This window comes from Isoptericola sp. NPDC056605 (genome assembly GCF_042792795.1).
GTDB lineage: Bacteria > Actinomycetota > Actinomycetes > Actinomycetales > Cellulomonadaceae > Isoptericola.
Map to the genome: position 1 here is coordinate 56533 of NZ_JBHTVT010000008.1, position 19591 is coordinate 76123.

Here is a 19591-nt window from a genome sequence, read left to right on the forward strand (position 1 = left end):
CCTAGCGGCGCGGCGGGCCTCCCCCGGCCGGTGTCGCCGTCGCATCACTGGTCGCCGTCGCACCGTGCTGGCAGCATGGCGGCATGCCCGAGCTTCCCGAGGTGCAGGCGCTGGCGGAGTTCCTCGACGCTCGTACGACCGGTCACCGCGTCGTCGCCGCCGACGTCGCGGCCATCGCCGCGCTCAAGACGTTCGACCCGCCCGTGACCGCGCTCGTCGGCCAGGAGGTCCGCGGCGTCACACGCCACGGGAAGTGGCTCGATCTCACGGTCGGTCCCGACGGCGGCGAGACGCACCTGCTGTTCCACCTGTCGCGCGGCGGCTGGGTGCGCTGGTCGGACCAGGCGCCGACCACGCCGGTACGCCCGCGCATGGGCGGCTCGTCGCGCGGGGCGGCGCTGGCGCTGCGGGTGCGGCTCGACGACGGCGCAGGCTTCGACCTCACCGAGGCGGGCACCCGCAAGCGCCTGGCGGTGCACGTGGTGCGCGACCCGCAGGAGGTGGAGCAGGTCGCCACGCTCGGCGTCGACCCGCTCTCGGACGCCTTCACCCCGGACGCGCTCGCCGCGCTGATGCAGGACAGGAACCAGCAGGTCAAGGGCCTGCTGCGCGACCAGCGGGCGATCGCCGGGATCGGCAACGCCTACTCCGACGAGATCCTGCACGTCGCGCGGGTCTCGCCGTTCAAGCTCACCCGGTCGTTCACCCCGGACGAGGTCGCGGCGCTGCACGACGCCGTCGTCACCACCCTGCGCGACGCCGTGGCGGCGTCGTCGGGCAAGCCCGCCAAGGAGCTCAAGGACGCCAAGCGCGCGGGGATGCGCGTGCACGGCCGCACGGGCGAGGCGTGCCCGGTCTGCGGCGACGTCGTGCGCGAGGTCAGCTTCGCCGACCGCTCGCTGCAGTACTGCGCCACCTGCCAGACCGGCGGGCAGGTGCTCGCCGACCGGCGGATGTCGAGGCTGCTGAAGTAGCAGGCCGGCCGGTCAGCCTGCCGCGACCGCCTCGCGCGACGCCACGAAGGCGTCGACGCACGCGCGGACCTGCTCCGGTGTGTGGGCGGCGGAGAGCTGGACGCGGATGCGCGCCTCGCCGCGCGGCACGACCGGGAACGAGAAGGCCGTGACGTACACGCCGCGCTCCCCCATCGCCGCCGCCACCTTCGCCGCGAGCACGGCGTCGCCGAACATCACCGGCACGATCGGGTGCTCGCCGGGCAGCAGGTCGAAGCCCGCCTCGGTCATGAGACGACGGAACAGGGCGGCGTTCTCGGTCAGCCGGGCGCGCAGGTCCGCGGAGCCCTCCACGAGGTCGAGCGCCGTGAGGGTGCCCGCCACGATCGTCGGCGCCAGCGTGTTCGAGAACAGGTAGGGGCGGGCGCGCTGCCGCAGCAGGTCGACGATCTCCTGGTGCGCCGCGACGTAGCCGCCGGACGCGCCGCCCAGGGCCTTGCCGAACGTGCCCGTGAGGATGTCCACGCGGTCCGCGACGCCGAGCAGCTCCGGCGTCCCGCGGCCGTGGTCGCCCATGAACCCCACCGCGTGCGAGTCGTCCACGAGGACGAGCGCGGAGTACCGGTCGGCGAGGTCGCAGATCTCGCGCAGCGGCGCGAGGTAGCCGTCCATCGAGAACACGCCGTCCGTGACGACCACGACGTGGCGGGCGCCGCCGTCGCGCGCCGCGCGGAGCTGGTCCTCGAGGTCGGCCATGTCCCGGTTCCGGTAGCGGAACCGGGCGGCCTTCGACAGGCGGATGCCGTCGATGAGCGAGGCGTGGTTGAGCGCGTCCGACACGATCGCGTCGTCGGCGCCGAACAGCGTCTCGAAGACCCCGCCGTTGGCGTCGAAGCACGACGAGAACAGGATCGAGTCGTCCGTCCCCAGGAAGCCCGCCAGGCGCTGCTCCAGGTCGCGGTGCTGGTCCTGCGTGCCGCAGATGAACCGCACGCTCGCCAGCCCGTAGCCCCACGTGTCGAGGGCGTGCCGCGCCGCCGCGACGATGCGCGGGTCGTCGGCCAGCCCGAGGTAGTTGTTGGCGCAGAAGTTGAGCAGCTCGGCGCCGTCGGCGCGGATGCGCGCGCCCTGCGGGCCGGCGATGCCGCGCTCGTGCTTGGTGAGACCCGCGCTCTCGATCTCGGCGAGCTGGCCCGCCAGGTGCTCCCGGAACGTCCCGTACATCGCTACGCCTTCCCCTCGTCGTCCTGCGCGTCGTCCTGCGCGTCGTCCTGCGCGTCGTCCTGCGCGTCGTCCCAGTCCGTCCAGTCGAGCACGACCTTGCCGCCGTGCGCGGAGGCCGCGGCCTCGAACCCCTCGCGCCAGCGGCTCGCGGGGAGCCGGTCGGTCACGACCGACGCGATCGCCGTCCGCAGGGTCGCGCTGGTGCGCAGCATCGCGTCCATCGCCTGCCACGTCTCGAACATCTCCCGGCCGTAGATGCCCTTGAGCGTGAGCATGTGCGTCACGACCGTGCCCCAGTCGACGGCGATCGGCCCGGACGGCAGGCCGAGCATCGCGATCCGCCCGCCGTGGTTCATGTTCTCGATCATCTCGGGCAGCGCGCTCGGTGCCCCGCTCATCTCGAAGCCGACGTCGAACCCCTCGCGCAGGCCGAGCTCGCGCTGCGCGTCGGCGACCCGGGCCGTGCGCACGTCGAGGGCGGCGTCCGCGCCCATGGCCTTGGCCATCTCGAGCCGGGCCGGGCTGACGTCCGTGCCCACCACGAGGTGGGCGCCCGCGTGCCGGGCGACGGCGATCGCCATGAGCCCGATGGGCCCGCAGCCGGACACGAGCACGTCCTCGCCGATCACCGGGAACGCGAGCGCCGTGTGGACCGCGTTGCCGAGCGGGTCGAAGATCGCCGCGACGTCCAGGTCGACCTCGGCGTGGTGCACCCACACGTTGGTGGCGGGCAGCACGACGTACTCGGCGAACGCGCCGTCGCGGTGCAGGCCGAGGCCCTGGGTGCGGATGCACATCTGGCGGCGCCCGGCGCGGCAGTTGCGGCAGGTGCCGCAGACGATGTGCCCCTCGCCCGAGACGAGGTCGCCCACGGCGACGTCGTGCACCGTCTCCCCGACCTCGACGACCTCGCCGACGAACTCGTGGCCGGGCACCAGCGGCGCCGCGATCGTGGACGCGGCCCAGTCGTCCCAGCGGTCGATGTGCAGGTCGGTGCCGCAGATGCCGGTGCGCAGCACCCGGATCTTCACGTCGCCGATGCCGGCCTCCGGCTCGGGCCGCTCCACCAGCTCCAGCCCGGGGCCCGGCCCCGGCTTGTACAGCGCCCTCATCGTCGTCCCGCCCGTCGACCCCTCACGGACCTCACCCCGGCTGCCGCCGTCGCTCGCGTCGTCACGCGCCGTACCATCTCACGATCCGGACAGATCCGGGAACCGCAGGGCACCGGTCAGAACAGCACCGTCGTGAACGTGCCGACCTGCTCGAAGCCCACGCGCCGGTAGGTGGCGAGCGCGGGCGCGTTGAAGGCGTTGACGTACAGCGAGACCACGGGCGCCACCTCGCGCCGCGTCGCGACGACGACGGCGGCCATGCCGGGCGCGGCCAGGCCGCGCCCGCGCCGCAGCGGGTCGACCCACACGCCCTGCACCTGCGCCACCCCGCCCGCGACCGCGCCCAGCTCGGCCTTGAAGGCGACGAAGGGCCCGGGTCCGGTGCCCGCGCCCGAGGTCGAACCGGCTGCCTCCATGCGCACGAACGACCGCCCCTCGGCCACGAGGGAGCGCACGCGCAGGGCGTACGCGCTGCCCGGCGACGCGGCCGGGGCGTAGCCGACCTCCTCCGCGAACATCCGCACGCAGGCGGGCAGCACGGCGTCCACCTCGCCGAGGGTCGAGCGCCGCACCTCCGGGTCGGGCTCCACGTCGGGGTCGCGCGCGATCGCGAGGGACGGCTGGTCGGCGCGCACCTCGCGCGCCGGCGGCCAGCGGGGCGCGAGCAGGTCCCAGAGCGCGAGCGCCGCCGTCCGCTCCCCCACGATCGACGAGGAGCGCCGCCCCTGGGCGCGGGCCGTCGCGGCGAACGCGGCGACGGCGTCGTCCGCGTCGCGGCCCGCGAGGTCCGGGGCCAGCACGGGGACGAGGTTCGCGCCGGACCAGCAGACCGCGACCAGCGGGCCCGTCGCCGGGAAGCCCCAGGCCTGCCCGCCGGCGGCGGCGAAGCCCGCCACCGCCGCCACCTCGAGCCGCGCCGCCGCGAGCACCGACGTCACCGGGTCGAGGGCGCACAGGGCGCGGGCCTCGGCGAGGTCCTCCTGGCCGAGGACGCGGGCCCGCGGGCGGCGCACGTCGAGGCCGCGCGCGTCGCCGCGCGCCCGCACCGCCGGTCGCCAGCCGCCCATCACGCCCCCTTCGCCGCCGTGGGCCCTCCCGCCATCGTCCCCGATGCGGCCGCCACAGGTCGACCTGTCGGCCGGACCGTCAGCCGACCGTGACCTCGGGGGCCCCGGCCTGCGCCTCGTTCTCGGGGGCGGGCATCGTCTCGGCGATACGCATCGCCTCCTCGATGAGGGTCTCGACGATCATCGCCTCCGGGACGGTCTTGATGACCTCGCCCTTGACGAAGATCTGGCCCTTGCCGTTGCCCGACGCGACGCCGAGGTCGGCCTCGCGCGCCTCGCCCGGGCCGTTGACGACGCAACCCATGACCGCGACGCGCAGCGGGACCGTCATCCCCTCGAGACCCGCGGTGACCTTCTCGGCGAGCGTGTAGACGTCCACCTGGGCGCGGCCGCACGACGGGCAGGAGACGATCTCGAGCTTGCGCGGGCGCAGGTTGAGCGCCTGCAGGATCTGCGTGCCGACCTTGACCTCCTCGACCGGAGGCGCGGACAGAGACACCCGGATCGTGTCGCCGATGCCCTGGCTGAGCAGGGCCCCGAACGCGGTGGCCGACTTGATCGTGCCCTGGAACGCCGGGCCCGCCTCGGTGACGCCGAGGTGCAGCGGCCAGTCGCCGCGCTGCGCGAGCAGCTCGTAGGCGCGCACCATGACCACCGGGTCGTTGTGCTTCACGGAGATCTTGAAGTCGTGGAAGCCGTGCTCCTCGAACAGGCTCGCCTCCCACACGGCGGACTCGACCAGCGCCTCCGCGGTCGGCTTGCCGTACTTCTCCAGCAGGCGCTTGTCGAGGGAGCCGGCGTTGACGCCGATCCGCAGCGAGACCCCGGCGTCGGAGGCCGCCTTCGCGATCTCCTTGACCTGGTCGTCGAACTTGCGGATGTTGCCCGGGTTCACGCGCACGGCCGCGCAGCCGGCGTCGATCGCGGCGAACACGTACTTGGGCTGGAAGTGGATGTCCGCGATCACGGGGATCTGCGACTTCTTCGCGATGGCGGGCAGCGCCTCCGCGTCGTCGATGGTCGGCACCGCGACACGCACGATGTCGCAGCCCGACGCCGTCAGCTCCGCGATCTGCTGCAGCGTCGCGTTGATGTCCGTGGTCGGGGTCGTCGTCATGGACTGGATGCTGATCGGCGCGTCACCGCCGACGGCCACCTTGCCCACCTGGATCTTGCGGGACTTGCGGCGCGGGGCCAGCGTGGGCGCGGGCGGAGTAGGCATGCCGAGATTGATCGCAGTCACGGTGCCAGTATCGCGCCTGTGGGCGGGTGCTACGCACGCGGGCACCGCACCGGCACGGAATCCCCGCGCGTCGTCACGCACGACCTTCACCGGACCGGGCCGGCGGCGAGGGTCCTCAGCCCAGGCGTACCGGGTCGACCAGGTCCGCGACGATGAGGATCGCCCCGGTGCCGACGAGCACGACGAACATCACGTAGGCCACCGGCATCATCCGCGCGACGTCGGCCGGACCGGGCCGCGGGAGCCCGCGCAGCCGCGCGAGCGTGCGCTTGGCGCCCTCGTACAGGGCGTTGACGACGTGCCCGCCGTCCAGCGGCAGCAGCGGGATGAGGTTGAAGACGAAGAGTGCCACGTTGAGCGCGGCCAGCAGGCTCAGCAGGAACTGCAGCGTGCTGATCACGGGGGCGTCCGCGGCGACGGCGTCCACGGCCATCCGGCCGACACCGACCACGGACACCACGGAGTCCTGCGACCGCGGCTCGTCGGTGAACGCCTGCACCGCGGCGTCGCCGATGCGCACCGGGAGCGTGACGATCATGCCCGCCGTGCCGGAGACCTGCTGCCAGACCGCCTCCGGGACGGTCGAGACCGGCAGCGGCTCGTACTCCTGCGTCGGCGTGACGCCCAGGAACCCCGCGGTCTCCGTGACCGGCTGCCCGTCGGCGCCGACCTTCGCGGTGCCGTCGGCCTCGACCACCGGGACCTGCCGGTCCGACGTCGTGACGGTCAGCGGGACCTCCGCGCCGTCGCGCAGCACGACCACCGGGACCTGCTGGTCGGGGGCGTCCGCGATCGCGCCGGAGAGCTGCTCCCACGACGTCACGGCCGTGCCGTCCCACTCGACGATCTCGTCGCCCGGACGCAGGCCCGCCGCAGCCGCCGGGGACGGCGCGGCGTCGTCGCCGCACACGGGCGCCCCCTCCGCCGTCGTCGACGTGGGCGTGCACTCGCTCACCGCGCCGACGGTCGTGGTCACCGTCGGCGCCCCGATGCCCACGAGGACGACGAACGTGAGCACGACCGCGATGAGGAGGTTCATCACCGGGCCGCCGAGCATCACGACGAGCTTCTTGGGCGTGGACAGGTGGTAGAAGGCGCGGTGCTCCTCGCCGGGGCGGATCTCGCTCACGGACGCGTCGCGCGCGTCGGCGATCGCCTGCCCGAAGAAGCCGCCGCGACGGCGGGTGCCCTCGGGTGCGGGCGGCATCATGCCGACCATCCGCACGTAGCCGCCCAGCGGGATCGCCTTGACCCCGTACTCGGTCTCCCCCTTGGTACGCGACCACAGCGTGGGGCCGAAGCCGACCATGTACTGGCTCACGCGCACGCCGAACTTCTTCGCGGGCACCATGTGGCCCACCTCGTGCAGGCCGATGGAGAGGGCGAGGCCCACGACCATCACGGCGATGCCGACCACCCAGGAGAGAACGTCCACGGCGTCGAGCCTAGGACACCTGCGGCGACCCGCCGCACGCCCCGGTCGCGCGGGCGTGGAGGGTTCGTCAGGACCGCGCGAGGATCTCGTCCGCGCGGGCCCGCGCCCAGCGCTCGGCGCCCTCGACGGCGTCGAGCGTGACGCCGGCGGCCGCGACGCCGTCGTGCTCGGCCAGCACCCGCTCCACCGTCTCGACGATGTCGAGGAAGCCGATGCGCCCGGCGAGGAACGCGGCCACCCCCTGCTCGTTCGCCGCGTTGTAGACGGCGGGGTGGGTGGCCGACGCCGCCGCGGCGGCGCGCGCCAGCCCGACCGCCGGGAACGTGTCCTCGTCGAGCGGCTCGAACGTCCACGACGCGGCGCGCGTCCAGTCGCAGGGCGGGGAGACGACGTCGAGCCGCTCCGGCCAGGACAGCCCGAGCGCGATGGGCAGCCGCATGTCCGGCGGGGACGCCTGCGCGATCGTCGACCCGTCGTGGAACTCGACCATGGAGTGCACCACCGACTGGGGGTGCACCACCACGGTGATGTCGTCGACCGGCACGTCGAAGAGCAGGTGCGCCTCGATGAGCTCGAGGCCCTTGTTCATCAGCGAGGCCGAGTTCACCGTCACCACCGGCCCCATCGCCCAGGTCGGGTGGGCGAGCGCCTCGTCGACCGTGACCTTCTTGATGTCGTCGCGGCTGCGGCCGCGGAACGGCCCGCCGGAGGCCGTGAGCACCAGGCGCCGCACCTCGCTGTGATCGGGTGAGTGCGCGCCGGCGCGCAACGCCTGGGCGATCGCCGAGTGCTCGGAGTCCACCGGCACGATCTGCCCGGGCGCGGCCGCGGCCTTGACCAGCGAGCCGCCCACCACGAGCGACTCCTTGTTCGCCAGCGCCAGCGTCGAGCCGCCCGCGAGCGCCGCGAGCGTGGGCCGCAGGCCGACCGACCCGGTGATGCCGTTGAGGACGACGTCGCTGCCGCGGCCCGCCAGCTCGGTCGCCGCCGCCGGCCCGGCGAGCACCTCGACGTCGCCCGCCGCGGCGCCGAGCCTCTCGACCAGGGCGGCCCGCAGCTCGTCCGCGCGGGCGCCGTCCGCGACGGCGACCGTGCGCGCCCCCACGGTCGCGACCTGCTCCGCGAGCAGCACGACGTCGGACCCGCCCGCGCTCAGCGCCTCCACCCGGAACCGCCCGGGGTGGGCCCGCACGACGTCGATCGCCTGCGTGCCGATCGAGCCGGTGGAACCGAGGAGCGTGACGGTGCGGGGGGTCGCGAGGTCGGGCATGGCGCCCATCATCCCAGGCCCCCACGCTCGTTCGGCCGCGTCGTCCCACCCCGTCGTCCCACCCGGCGACGCGCCGCGGAATGGCGCGGAATTCACCCGCTCCGGTGCTTGACTTCCGGACGAGGACCTCCCTCGCCCGGTCGCGGCGGGGTGTGACGCCGGTTACGTTCGCATACATGCGTCCTTATCGCGTGATAGTCGGCAAGCGCGCCATGTCCACCCTCGCCGGGATCGCCGCCCTCGTCACCGGGGCGGTCGTCGGCGTGGCGGCACCCGCCGCCGCGGACGGCGACGGCGAGACCCACCGCATCTTCGCGACCCGCGAGGGCCTGGTGGGCAAGCGCACCGCGAACGGCCACACGATCGAGAAGCGGGACCACTTCGTCGCCCTGCCTTCCCGGCGCGCCCTGTCCGCCGACGGCGACGGCGCGTACTCCGTCCGGGTCTGCCGCGCCGACAGCGCGCGGTGCGAGTACGCGCCGGTGTGGGACGTCGGGCCGTGGAACACCACCGACGACTACTGGAGCTCCACCCGGCACGCCGCGCGCGACCTCCCGAAGGGGACCCCGCAGGCGTCCGCCGCCTACCGGCTCGGCCACCACGGCGGCAAGGACCTCTTCGGCCGCAAGGTCACCAACCCCGCGGGCATCGACCTGGCGGACGGCACCTACTGGGACGGCCTGGGCCTGCGCTCCAACGCCTGGATCGACGTGACCTACCTGTGGCAGGGCTCCGCCCGGACCGGGATCGTCTCCGCCGACGGCGGCACCCTCAACGTCCGCACCGGCCCGGGCACCGGATACCGCTGGACCGGCGTCGCCGCCGACACCGCGCGCGTGCCGCTGCTCTGCCACGCGCGCGGCCAGACGGTCACGGGCACCCGCGGTACCACGAACCTCTGGTACCGCATCGGCCCGAGCAACTGGGTGTCCGACGCCTACCTCAACACGGGCAGCGGCTCCGCCCTCGCCCCCGCCTGCTGACGGGCGGGGTCAGACCCCGGCAGGACTCTCGGCCACCGCGCGACCGGCGCGGTCACCACCGCTCTCCACGACCGTCGGCGTCGACCAGGCCCGCGCCCCGGCGCCGAGCGCGACGGCGGTCACCGCGACCACGACGGCCGCAGGGACCGGCAGCGCCCCGACACCGCCGCCCGCCACGACCCACGACGCCAGCGCGGCCCCGACGGCGATGCCGCCGTTGAACACCACCGGGATCAGCGCCGACGACGTCGCCCGCCGCTGCGGCCCGCCGAGGCGCAGGATCAGCGTCTGCGCCAGGGGAGGCAGCGCGCCCGACGACACGCCCCACAGCACGACGACGGCCACAACGAGGGCCGGATGCACGTCCACCACCGCCAGCCCGAGCAGGGCGAGCGCGGTCCCGCCGGCAGCGAGCGCGAGCACGGGGGCGGTCCGCGCCCCGAACCGGCCGGCCAGGACCACGCCCAGCGCGGACGCGAGGCCGAACACCAGGAGCAGCCCGCTCACGCCGCCCGGCAGCGCGTCGGCCGGCACCTCTACGATGCGCGTCACGTACGTGTACGCGCCGTAGTGCCCCACCAGCAGCACGCCGACGATCGCCGTGACCGTGATCATCGGACCGGGCCCCCCGGCCGGCGCGGGTCCCGCGGCGCCCGGCGTCGCCCCCTCACCGGGCCGCTCCGTGGCGGGCGCGGCCGCACGCGCGACGACGAGTCGCACCAGGACGGCGACCACCAGCGTCAGCACCGCGAGGCCGGCGAACGCGGCCCGCCAGCCGACCACCCGGGTGACGAGGCTGGCGAGCGGCGTGCCGAGCACCATGCCGAGGGTGGCGCCACCCAGCACCACGGCGATCGAGCGGGCGAGCAGCCGGTCGGGCACCAGGTCGGCGACGTGCGCGTTCGCGGACGCCCACAGGAGCCCGACGGCGGCCGCACCCACCAGTCGCGCCCCCACGGCGACGCCGTACGTCGGCGCCAGCGCGGTGGCGAGGGACGAGGCGGCCAGGACGCCGAGCGCGACCGCGACCACAGCGCGCCGGTCCCTGCCGGCGACGAGGCGCACGAGCGGGAAGCTCGCCACCACCACCGCGGCGGCCCACACGGACACGAGCAACCCGGTGCGCGCCTCGGAGACGCCGAGCCCCGCGCTCATCTGCGGCAGCACGGCGGTCGGCAGCATCTCGGCGGTGACCATCGTGAAGGTCGCCGTGCCGAGGACCAGCAGGGAGGGCCACGGGAGCCCGTCGGACGGGGCGGGGGGAGATCCTGGTGTCGTCATGTGTCCGACGCTAGAGTTTGACATTGATGTCAATGTCAAGCGTGACCCCGGTCACTCCTGGAGGTGCGAGATGAAGATCGGCGAGCTCGCCCGGCGCGCAGGCGTCGCGCCGCGCCTCGTGCGGTACTACGAGCAGCAGGGCCTGCTCGTGGCCGACCGCGCGGCGAACGGGTACCGCACCTACTCCGAGGACGACGTCGAGCGTGTGTCCAGGGTGGCCGGGATGGTGCGTGCCGGGATCCCCACACGCCTGATCAAGGTGCTGCTCGACATGGAGACGACGAGCCGGTCCGAGGCGCCGACCTGCCCACGCACGGTCGCGGAGATGCTCGCCACGGAGCTCGTGGGCATCGAGGACAAGATCGCCTGCCTCACCCGCAGCCGGGACACGATCCGTGACGTCCTCACCCGCACCGAGCAGGCCGCCCTCCTGTCGGAGGCCGCGGCGGGCGCCGCCACGGCTTCCGGCCGGTGAACGACGAGGGCCGCCGACGTGTCGTCGGCGGCCCTCGTCAGGTCTCGCGGTGGTGCCCCGGGAGGTCACTCGACCCCGAGCAGCACCTCGATCGCGCGGGCGAAGAACCGGTCGACCGGACCCTCGGCGTAGGCGTCCGACCCCTTGGCCCGGCCGAAGGTGGCCGAGCGGATCTCGCCGGAGCTCAGCGGCTCCTGCCGGTCGAAGTAGGCGACGAGCCGGTCGCACAGCGCGTCGACGTCGTCCGGGTCGTAGCCCTGCTCGCCGCGGTCGGCCGGGGCGAACTTGTCGCCGTCGGGCCGCCCCAGGCGCCCGTACATCGTGCGGGCGCGGTCGGCCAGCGCGGCCATCCACGCCTCCTGCCCGTGCGCCGCCACGTACTCGGCGCGCTGCCGCGCGATGAACGCCGACTCGAGACGGTCCAGCGCCGCGTCGACCTCGTGCGTGTCGTAGCCGCCGCGCACCAGGTCGAACGTCGACACCTGGATGTCGGCGTGCGACAGGGGCTCCGCGGTGCGACCCTCGTACGCCTGCCGGGCGTGGTCGAAGAAGTCCTCGACCTCGTCGCGGTCGTACCCGGTGCGCATCGCGGACACCGTGCTGAACAGTGCGCTCACTCGTCCTCCTCGGCAGCCAGCTGCCCGCAGGCGCCGTCGATGTCGCTCCCGCGGGTGTCACGGATCGTGGTGGGGATGCCGTGCCCGCGCAAGCGTGCCACAAACTCGTCCTCGACATCACGCTCGCTCGCGGTCCAGATGGACCCGGGCGTGGGGTTGAGCGGAATGGGGTTGACGTGCACCCAGCCGCGCCCGCGCGCGTTGAGCTTCTCCCCCAGCAGGTCGGCGCGCCAGCCGTGGTCGTTCATGTCCTTGATGAGCGCGTACTCGATCGACACGCGCCGCCCGGTGACCTCGAAGTAGCGCCGTGCGGCGTCGAGGGCCTCGTCCACGCTCCACCGGGTGTTGATCGGCACGAGCTCGCTGCGCAGGTCGTCGTCGGGCGCGTGCAGGCTGAGGGCGAGCGTCACCGGGATCTCGAGCTTCGTGAGCTTCTCGATCGCGGGCACCAGTCCCACCGTCGAGACGGTGATGTTGCGCGCCGACATGCCGAAGCCCTCGGGCTGCGGCGCGACCAGGGCGCGGACCGTCTCGAAGACGGCCTTCGGGTTCGCCAGCGGCTCACCCATACCCATGAACACGAGGTTGTTGAGCCGCGTGGGCCCCCCGGGGATCTCTCCCGCCGCGAGCGACCGGTTCGCCGCGCGCACCTGCTCGAGGATCTCCGCCGTCGACAGGTTGCGCGTGAGGCCCAGCTGGCCCGTCGCGCAGAACGGGCACGCCATGCCGCACCCCGCCTGCGACGACACGCACAGCGTGGTGCGGTGCGGGTAGCGCATGAGCACCGACTCGACCTTGGCGTCGTCGAACAGGTGCCACAGCGTCTTGACGGTGGTGCCGCCATCGGCCTCGAGACGCCGGGTCGGGCGGATGAGCTGCGGGAACATCGTCGTCGCGATGGCCTCGCGCGTCTTCGCCGGCAGGTCGGTCATCTGCTCCGGGTCGGACGTGTAGTGCTGGAAGTAGTGCGTCGCGAGCTGCTTGGCCCGGAACGGCTTCTCCCCCATCTCCTGGATCGACGCGACGCGCTCGGCGGGCGTGAGGTCGGCGAAGTGCCTCGGCGGCTTGCCCCGGCGGCGCGGCGCCATCTGCAGGGGCATCGGCGCGGTCTCGTCGCCCGGCCGGACCGCGGGGAACCCGAGGTCGGCGCCGGACGTCGCGGGACGGGCGGTGGTGGGGGGCATGACGTGTCCTTACAGGGCGGTCGTGGGCGCCATCGTGAGCACGAGGTACACGAACGGGGCGGTGACGACCAGCGAGTCGAGGCGGTCCAGCACACCCCCGTGACCCGGGAGCAGCGAACCCATGTCCTTCAATTCTAGGTCCCGCTTGATGAGGGACTCGGCGAGGTCGCCCACGGTGGCCGTGATCGCGGTGAGCACGCCGAGCACGATGCCGAGCACCGGGCTCGCGTCGAGGGCGAGCACCGCGCCCGCGACACCCACGGCCGTGGCCAGCACGAGCGAGCCACCCAGGCCCTCCCAGGTCTTCTTCGGGCTCACGGTGGGTGCCAGCGGGTGGCGGCCCATCGTCACCCCGGCGATGTACCCGCCGGTGTCGTTCGCCACGGCCAGGAGGATGAACAGGGCCACCCGCAGCTCGCCGTCGGGCTGCGCGAGCAGCAGCAGGACGAAGCCCGCCAGGAACGGCACGTAGGTGGCCGCGAAGACCGCGGCCGCGCAGTCGCGCAGCGCCTGCGGCCCGGGGCCGTCCAGCACCCGCCAGACGACGACGGCGCCGACGGTCAGCACGTACGCGACGAGCAGCGCCTCGGGTCCCGCGGTGTACGCCGAGACCACCATGCCCGCGCCGCCCACGAGCAGCGGCAGCATCGGCAGGTGGATGTCCCGGCGGGCGAAGGCCTGCCGCAGCTCCCACAGCGCGGCACCGACCGCGACCGCCGCGACCGCGACGAACGGCTCGGGCCGGAACCACAGGGACGCCGCGACGCCGACGAGCAGCAGGACGCCGACCGCGATCGCCACGGGGAGGTTGCGGCCGGCGCGCGACGACGTCGGGTCCGCCGCGCCGGCGGTGGCCGGGTCGAGCGGGGACGCGTCCTCGCCCGGTTCGAGGGGATGGGCCACCATCAGACCTCGAGCAGCTCGCTCTCCTTGCCGGCGAGCAGCTGGTCGATCGCGTCGACGTGCTTCTTCGTCAGCGACTCCAGCTCCTTCTCGGCCCGCGTGACCTCGTCCTCGCCGGCCTCGCCGTCCTTGACGATGCGGTCCAGCTCCTCCTTGGCCTTGCGGCGGACGTTGCGCACCGAGATGCGGGCGTCCTCCGCCTTCGTCTTCGCGAGCTTCACGTAGTCGCGACGGCGCTCCTCCGTGAGGGCGGGCATGATGATGCGGATCGCGTTGCCGTCGTTGGACGGGTTGACGCCCAGGTCGGACTCGCGCAGCGCCTTCTCGATGGTCGTCATCGAGCCCTTGTCGAACGGGGAGATGAGCACCGTGCGAGCGTCAGGGATGTTGAACGACGCGAGCTGCTGCAGGGGCGTCGGGGCGCCGTAGTAGTCCACGGTGATCTTCGAGAACATGCCCGAGCTGGCGCGGCCCGTGCGGATCCCCGCGAACTCCTCCTTGGCGACCTCGATCGCCCTGTCCATCTTCTCCTCGGCCTCGAGGAGGGTGTCGTCGATCACCGGTGCTCCATTCTCGTCGTCGTGCTCGTCGTCGTGCTGCGTGGGGTCGTACGGCTGGTGCGGCGTCAGTGGGTGGTGACCAGCGTGCCCATCTTCTCGCCCAGCAGCGCGCGGGTCACGTTACCCGGCTCCTCGAGGCCGAAGACACGCATGCGCACGTCGTTGTCCCGGCACAGGGACAGCGCGGTGGCGTCCATCACGTTCAGACCGCGCACCAGGGCGTCGGTGTAGGTCAGGTGCTCGAGGCGCTCGGCGTCCGGGTCCGTGCGCGGGTCGGCCGAGTAGACGGCGTCCACGCCGTTCTTGCCCATGAGGACCTCGTCGCAGTGCGTCTCCAGGGCACGCTGGACCGACACGGTGTCGGTGGAGAAGTACGGCATGCCGGCGCCCGCGCCGAAGATCACGACCCGCCCCTTCTCCAGGTGCCGGATCGCGCGCAGCGGGATGTACGGCTCGGCGACCTGGCCCATGGTGATCGCGGTCTGCACGCGCGTCTTGACGCCGTCCTGCTCGAGGAAGTCCTGCAGCGCGAGGCAGTTCATCACCGTGCCGAGCATGCCCATGTAGTCGGCGCGCGCGCGGTCCAGGCCGGCGCGGGAGAGCTCGGCGCCCCGGAAGAAGTTGCCGCCGCCGGAGACGATCGCGACCTGCACGCCCTGACGGACGGCGTCGCCGATCTCCTGCGCGATCCGCCGCACGACGTCGGTCGCGAGGCCCACGCTGCCGCCCCCGAAGGTCTCGCCGGAGAGCTTGAGGAGCACCCGGCGCGCGGGCGCGGCCTCACCGGTCGCCTCGCCCGTCGTGCTGGTCCGCTCGGTCTGGTTGGTCTCGGTCACGTGGGTCACCGTCGCTCTCTGGTCTGTTCCGCATGCCGGTCTGTTCCGCATGTCCTGCGGCATGTTCCGCGTCCGCCGTGCACCGCCGTCGACGGGCCCGGCAGGTCGGGCGCGCTCGCCCGGTGGTTCGTGTTCGGTGGTACGTGGTCGCCCTCCGCGCATCCTGGCACCGGACGGCGGCTCCCGCCCCGTCAGGGGGCGGGCGCGGGCGGGTACGCGAAGGCCCGACCGCACCGCGCACGGTGCGGTCGGGCCTGAGCGCGGTGAGGCGTCAGCTGCCGACGCGGAAGCGGACGAAGCCGAGCAGGTTGCCGCCGGTGGTGGCGACGTGCTTGGCGACGGTCGTCTTCGTGTCCTTGGCCAGCGGCTGGTCCACGAGCACGGCGTCCTTGAAGAAGCCGTTGAGGCGACCCTCGACGATCTTCGGCAGCGCGGCCTCGGGCTTGCCCTCGGCGATCGAGACCTCGCGCGCGATCTCGCGCTCCTTCTCGACGACGTCCGCCGGGACGTCCTCGCGGGACAGGTACTTCGGGGCGAGCGCGGCGATGTGCTGCGCGACGTCCTTGGCGACGGGCTCGGCCGCGTCGTCGGTGGCGACGAGCACACCGATCGACGGCGGCAGGTCCTTGGCCGTCTTGTGCAGGTAGGTCGTCACCTTGGGGGCCTCGAGGCGGGCCACGCGGCGCAGCACGACCTTCTCCCCCATCGTGGCGCCCTGGGCGGCGATGGTGTCGGCCACGGTGCCCTCGGCGGCCGGGGCGGCGAGGCCGGACTCGGCGTCCGTGGCACCCGCGGCGGCGACGGCCTCGAGGACCGCGTCGGCGAGGGCGATGAACTTCTCGTTCTTGACGACGAAGTCCGTCTCGGCGTCGAGCTCGATCATCGTGGCGACCTGGCCGGCCGCGGAGTCGGCGACCTTGACGGCCACGAGGCCCTCGGTGGTCGCGTTGCCCTCGCGCTTGGCGGCGCGGGCCAGACCCTTCTTGCGGATGATCTCGATCGCCTGGTCGGTGTTGCCGTCGGCCTCGTCGAGCGCCTTCTTGACGTCGAGCATGCCGGCACCGGTGCGCTCGCGCAGCGCCTTGATGTCAGCGGCGGTGTAGTTCGCCATGGATGTCCTCCGTGCTGGTTCGAGGTCCGCCCGGCCCCGGTCGGGAGCCGGGCGGAGTGGGTCGTGCGGCGGTCCGCGGGCCGGTCACCCGGGGATGACCGGCCCGCGAGGACTCACTCGGACTTCTCGGCCTCGGCGGCCGGCGTCTCCTCGGCGGCGGGGGCCTCCTCGGTCGCGACCTCGGCGGCCGGGGCCTCCTCGGCGGCGGGCGCCTCGGTGGCCTCGGCGGCGGGGGCCTCGGCCTGGGCGGCCTCGGCACCGGCCAGGAGCTCGCGCTCCCACTCGGCCAGCGGCTCGGCCTCGGCGGTCTCCGCGGCCTCGCCCTTCTTGCCCGAGTGGCGCTGCAGCAGGCCCTCGGCGGCCGCGTCCGCGATCACGCGGGTGAGCAGCGTGACGGAGCGGATCGCGTCGTCGTTGCCCGGGATGGCGTAGTCGACGTCGTCGGGGTCGCAGTTGGTGTCGAGGATGGCGACGACCGGGATGCCCAGCTTCTTCGCCTCGTTGACGGCCAGGTGCTCCTTGTTGGTGTCGACGATCCAGACCGCGGACGGCGTCTTGGCCATGTCACGGATGCCGCCGAGCGTGCGCGCGAGCTTGTCCTTCTCGCGACGCAGGACGAGGAGCTCCTTCTTCGTCAGCGCGGAGCCGGCGACGTCGTCGAAGTCGATCTCCTCGAGCTCCTTGAGGCGCTGGAGGCGCTTGTGCACCGTGGTGAAGTTGGTGAGCATGCCACCGAGCCAGCGGTGGTTCACGTACGGCATGCCGACGCGGGCGGCCTGCTCGGCCACGGGCTCCTGCGCCTGCTTCTTGGTGCCGACGAACAGGATGCTGCCGCCGTGGGCGACGGTCTCCTTGACGAACTCGTAGGCGCGGTCGATGTACGACAGCGACTGCTGGAGGTCGACGATGTAGATGCCGTTGCGCTCCGTGAAGATGAACCGCTTCATCTTCGGGTTCCAACGGCGGGTCTGGTGCCCGAAGTGGACACCGCTCTCGAGGAGCTGGCGCATGGTCACGACGGCCATGACACGTCCTTTCGCCGCGTGCGCCGGATCCTCCGGGCTGCACGCGCGTCGGGCGACCGGGCTGCTGCTGCAGGTCTCCGGTCGCGGTACTCGGTTCGTCGGTGACGGGCATCGGGCCCGGCACCCCTGGCGTCACGCCGGGCCGGCACCGCTCCCGGGGACCGGGGGCGGACCGCTGCCGACGCGGCCGCGCCCTGCACCCGGCGGGCCGGGTCGCGGGGCGCGTACGTGACGCGCGATGTCGACCGGTTCGCGTCCGCTCCCCCGGCCGGCGGGCCCGCAGGACGTCGAGGACGGTCCACGGGATCCACCGGGATGGTTCGGGGAGGCGAGGCACAAGCCGATCGCGGCAGCCAGTCTACCCGACGGTTCCGGGCCTCTTAGCCGACCGGCGATCGCCCACCTGGCGCCCCGCCCAGCGCGGCCGGAACCGCCCTCGGCGGACGACGTGGCGCGCGGCACCAACGTCCCCAGCCTGCCCCCAGGAGTCGGGTGCCACGGGCGATCCACAGCGCCTCGGCCGACGCGTCCGGCGGTCTACCGACTTCGCCATCGTCGCCCCATGACGCTTCGCACCTCTACCGCCCCGACCGTCACGAGACCGCTCAGAGGACTCCTCACGGCTCTCGTCGTGCTCGGCGCCGCGGTCCTCCTGGTCGCAGCACCGCTCGCCGGGGCGGCACCGTCGGCACGGGTCCCGTCGTCGGGGAGCGACGGGTGGGCACGCCCCGTGCCCGGCGACGTCGTGCAGACGTTCGATCCGCCGGCCGAGGAGTGGGCCGCGGGCCACCGCGGGGTGGACCTCGCCGCCGCGACGGGTGAGCGGGTGCGGTCACCGGCCGCGGGAACGGTGTCGTTCGCCGGGGAGGTCGCGGGCAAGCCCGTCGTGGTGGTGGCGCACCCCGGCGGCCTGCGGTCCACGTTCGAACCCGTCACAGCCTCGGTGGGCCTCGGCGACCCGGTGGCCGAGGGCGACGTCGTGGGCACGCTCGCCGCCGGGCCGGGACACTGCGCGCCCGCCGGGTGCGTGCACTGGGGCGTGCTGCGCGGGGAGGTCTACCTCGACCCGCTCGCCCTGCTCGGCCAGGCGCCACCGATCGTGCTGCTGCCCGGCGGTCCCTGAGCGGAGGCGGGCGCGCCGGTCGGGCCGACTCTCACGAGCCCGTGCCGACGAACGGTACGGGCGAACGGGACAGGCGATCGGACCGGGCGACCTCGAGCGAGCGCCCGGGGCGGTCAGGCGCGCGGGAACGCCTGGACGAACACCTTGCGCAGCCGCTCGTCGTCCACGTGGGTGTACCGCTGGGTGGTGCCCAGGTCGGAGTGCCCCAGCACCTCCTGGACGGACCGGAGGTCCGAGCCGCCCTGCAGCAGGTGCGTCGCCGCGGAGTGCCGCAGCGCGTGCGGGGCGACGTCCTCCACGCCCGCCCGGGCCGCGAGCTGGTGCACCGCGTCGCGGACCTGTCGCTGACCCCAGCGGCCCCCGCGCGCGCCCAGGAGGAGCGCGGCGCCGGAGGTCGGCTGCACCAGTGCCGGCCTGCCGCGCGCCAACCACTCGGACACCGCGCGCGCCGCCGGGACGCCGAACGGCACCACCCGCTCCTTGCCACCCTTGCCGAGCACCCGCACGAGCCGCTCCGTGAGGTCGACGGCGGGAACGTCCACCTGCACCAGCTCGCCGACGCGGATGCCGCTGCCGTAGAGGAGCTCGGCCGCCGCCCAGGCGCGCAGGGCCGCCGGCCGGTCCTCCGGCTCCGCGGTGTGCGCCGCCTCGCGGGCGGTGTCGAGCAGCGTCGCGGCCGCGTCCGCGCTCAGCACCGTCGGCAGGGTCCGCGACACCTTCGGGCTCGCCAGCCGTGCCGTCGGGTCCGCCTGCACCAGGCCCACGCGGTAGGCCCACCGCAGGAAGGTCCGCGCCGCGGCGCCGCGACGGGCGATGGTCGCCCGGGCCAGGCCACGCTCGGCCTGGGTGGCGAGCCAGCCACGGAGCACGCCCACGTCCACCCCCGGCAGAGCGTCGACCCCGTGCCGCACCGCGTACCGCAGGAGCGACCCGACGTCGGCACGGTACGCGCGTCGCGTGTGCGCCGAGTGCCCCCGCTGGACCTCGAGGTACTCGTCGAAACGCGCCAGCGCCTCCGCCAGCGGCGCCGGCAGCGGCGGGAGGTCCGGATCGGTGTCCATCCAGGTCAGTGTGCCCCTGAGCCGTCCCGGGACGGGTGAGGCGGCGCGCGTGTCGAGGTCGTCCACGGCCCCGACGGCCCTCACGCGACCCGCCACGCGGCCGGACCTCGACGTGCTCCCGGCACCGC

General features: G+C 73.9%; 19 protein-coding genes. 4 read left to right on the forward strand and 15 right to left on the reverse strand.

Annotation, left to right across the window (positions count from 1 at the left end):
- The first annotated feature begins 83 nt into the window (after positions 1-83).
- Positions 84-974, forward strand: coding sequence for an Fpg/Nei family DNA glycosylase (locus ACFQ8Y_RS10250; RefSeq protein ID WP_430564600.1), 891 nt, complete (start codon positions 84-86; stop codon positions 972-974).
- 12 nt (positions 975-986) lie between these two features.
- Here the strand turns inward: ACFQ8Y_RS10250 and ACFQ8Y_RS10255 are convergent, their stop codons facing one another.
- From ACFQ8Y_RS10255 to dxr, 6 genes are all read right to left on the reverse strand, one after another.
- Positions 987-2177 carry a glycine C-acetyltransferase gene (locus ACFQ8Y_RS10255; protein ID WP_430585381.1) on the reverse strand — a complete coding sequence of 397 codons (1191 nt, stop codon included), beginning with the start codon at positions 2175-2177 and terminating at the stop codon, positions 987-989.
- A gap of 2 nt (positions 2178-2179) precedes the next feature.
- Positions 2180-3289: an L-threonine 3-dehydrogenase gene (gene tdh, locus ACFQ8Y_RS10260; protein WP_430585382.1), complete on the reverse strand. Its 1110-nt coding sequence runs from the start codon at positions 3287-3289 to the stop codon at positions 2180-2182.
- Between the two features lie 116 nt (positions 3290-3405).
- Positions 3406-4356: a GNAT family N-acetyltransferase gene (locus tag ACFQ8Y_RS10265; protein ID WP_430549904.1), complete on the reverse strand. Its 951-nt coding sequence runs from the start codon at positions 4354-4356 to the stop codon at positions 3406-3408.
- A 79-nt stretch (positions 4357-4435) separates the two neighbouring features.
- Positions 4436-5578 (reverse strand): flavodoxin-dependent (E)-4-hydroxy-3-methylbut-2-enyl-diphosphate synthase, encoded by a 1143-nt coding sequence (gene ispG, locus ACFQ8Y_RS10270; protein WP_430549903.1) that lies wholly within the window; start codon positions 5576-5578, stop codon positions 4436-4438.
- 136 nt (positions 5579-5714) lie between these two features.
- Positions 5715-7034: a M50 family metallopeptidase gene (locus ACFQ8Y_RS10275; protein WP_430585383.1), complete on the reverse strand. Its 1320-nt coding sequence runs from the start codon at positions 7032-7034 to the stop codon at positions 5715-5717.
- A gap of 67 nt (positions 7035-7101) precedes the next feature.
- Positions 7102-8304, reverse strand: a complete 1203-nt coding sequence (gene dxr, locus ACFQ8Y_RS10280) for a 1-deoxy-D-xylulose-5-phosphate reductoisomerase (protein WP_430585384.1) — start codon at positions 8302-8304, stop codon at positions 7102-7104.
- Between the two features lie 176 nt (positions 8305-8480).
- Between dxr and ACFQ8Y_RS10285 the strand changes: the two genes are divergently transcribed.
- Positions 8481-9287 (forward strand): hypothetical protein, encoded by an 807-nt coding sequence (locus ACFQ8Y_RS10285; protein ID WP_430549900.1) that lies wholly within the window; start codon positions 8481-8483, stop codon positions 9285-9287.
- Positions 9288-9296: 9 nt separating this feature from the next.
- Here ACFQ8Y_RS10285 and ACFQ8Y_RS10290 read toward each other — a convergent pair whose 3' ends face one another.
- On the reverse strand, positions 9297-10568 hold the full coding sequence (locus ACFQ8Y_RS10290; protein WP_430585385.1) for an MFS transporter: 1272 nt from the start codon (positions 10566-10568) through the stop codon (positions 9297-9299).
- A gap of 70 nt (positions 10569-10638) precedes the next feature.
- Here ACFQ8Y_RS10290 and ACFQ8Y_RS10295 point away from each other — a divergent pair, with 70 nt between their 5' ends.
- Positions 10639-11043, forward strand: a complete 405-nt coding sequence (locus ACFQ8Y_RS10295; protein ID WP_430564608.1) for a MerR family transcriptional regulator — start codon at positions 10639-10641, stop codon at positions 11041-11043.
- A 65-nt stretch (positions 11044-11108) separates the two neighbouring features.
- Here the strand turns inward: ACFQ8Y_RS10295 and ACFQ8Y_RS10300 are convergent, their stop codons facing one another.
- The 7 genes from ACFQ8Y_RS10300 to rpsB all read right to left on the reverse strand — a co-directional run bounded on the left by ACFQ8Y_RS10300 (position 11109) and on the right by rpsB (position 17279).
- The gene (locus ACFQ8Y_RS10300; protein ID WP_430549897.1) at positions 11109-11660 is read right to left on the reverse strand and encodes a DivIVA domain-containing protein; all 552 of its coding nucleotides are present in this window, start codon (positions 11658-11660) and stop codon (positions 11109-11111) included.
- The gene (rlmN, locus tag ACFQ8Y_RS10305) at positions 11657-12748 is read right to left on the reverse strand and encodes a 23S rRNA (adenine(2503)-C(2))-methyltransferase RlmN (RefSeq protein WP_430549950.1); all 1092 of its coding nucleotides are present in this window, start codon (positions 12746-12748) and stop codon (positions 11657-11659) included. The genes ACFQ8Y_RS10300 and rlmN overlap by 4 nt, the downstream gene beginning before the upstream one ends.
- 105 nt (positions 12749-12853) lie before the next feature.
- Complete coding sequence (locus tag ACFQ8Y_RS10310; protein WP_430549896.1) at positions 12854-13750, reverse strand: phosphatidate cytidylyltransferase; 897 nt, start codon at positions 13748-13750, stop codon at positions 12854-12856.
- Positions 13750-14307 (reverse strand): ribosome recycling factor, encoded by a 558-nt coding sequence (frr, locus tag ACFQ8Y_RS10315; RefSeq protein ID WP_430549895.1) that lies wholly within the window; start codon positions 14305-14307, stop codon positions 13750-13752. Before frr ends, ACFQ8Y_RS10310 begins: the two co-directional genes overlap by 1 nt.
- A gap of 65 nt (positions 14308-14372) precedes the next feature.
- Positions 14373-15152 (reverse strand): UMP kinase, encoded by a 780-nt coding sequence (gene pyrH, locus ACFQ8Y_RS10320; RefSeq protein ID WP_430549894.1) that lies wholly within the window; start codon positions 15150-15152, stop codon positions 14373-14375.
- 262 nt (positions 15153-15414) lie between these two features.
- On the reverse strand, positions 15415-16254 hold the full coding sequence (gene tsf, locus ACFQ8Y_RS10325) for a translation elongation factor Ts (protein WP_430549893.1): 840 nt from the start codon (positions 16252-16254) through the stop codon (positions 15415-15417).
- A 113-nt stretch (positions 16255-16367) separates the two neighbouring features.
- Positions 16368-17279 (reverse strand): 30S ribosomal protein S2, encoded by a 912-nt coding sequence (gene rpsB / locus ACFQ8Y_RS10330; RefSeq protein WP_430549892.1) that lies wholly within the window; start codon positions 17277-17279, stop codon positions 16368-16370.
- A 562-nt stretch (positions 17280-17841) separates the two neighbouring features.
- On the opposite strand from rpsB, the gene ACFQ8Y_RS10335 reads away from it, so the two are divergent.
- The gene (locus tag ACFQ8Y_RS10335) at positions 17842-18402 is read left to right on the forward strand and encodes a murein hydrolase activator EnvC family protein (RefSeq protein WP_430563332.1); all 561 of its coding nucleotides are present in this window, start codon (positions 17842-17844) and stop codon (positions 18400-18402) included.
- Between the two features lie 113 nt (positions 18403-18515).
- Here ACFQ8Y_RS10335 and ACFQ8Y_RS10340 read toward each other — a convergent pair whose 3' ends face one another.
- A complete protein-coding gene (locus ACFQ8Y_RS10340) occupies positions 18516-19463 on the reverse strand; it encodes a tyrosine recombinase XerC (RefSeq protein WP_430585386.1) in 948 nt (315 codons plus the stop codon).
- Positions 19464-19591: the final 128 nt, after the last annotated feature.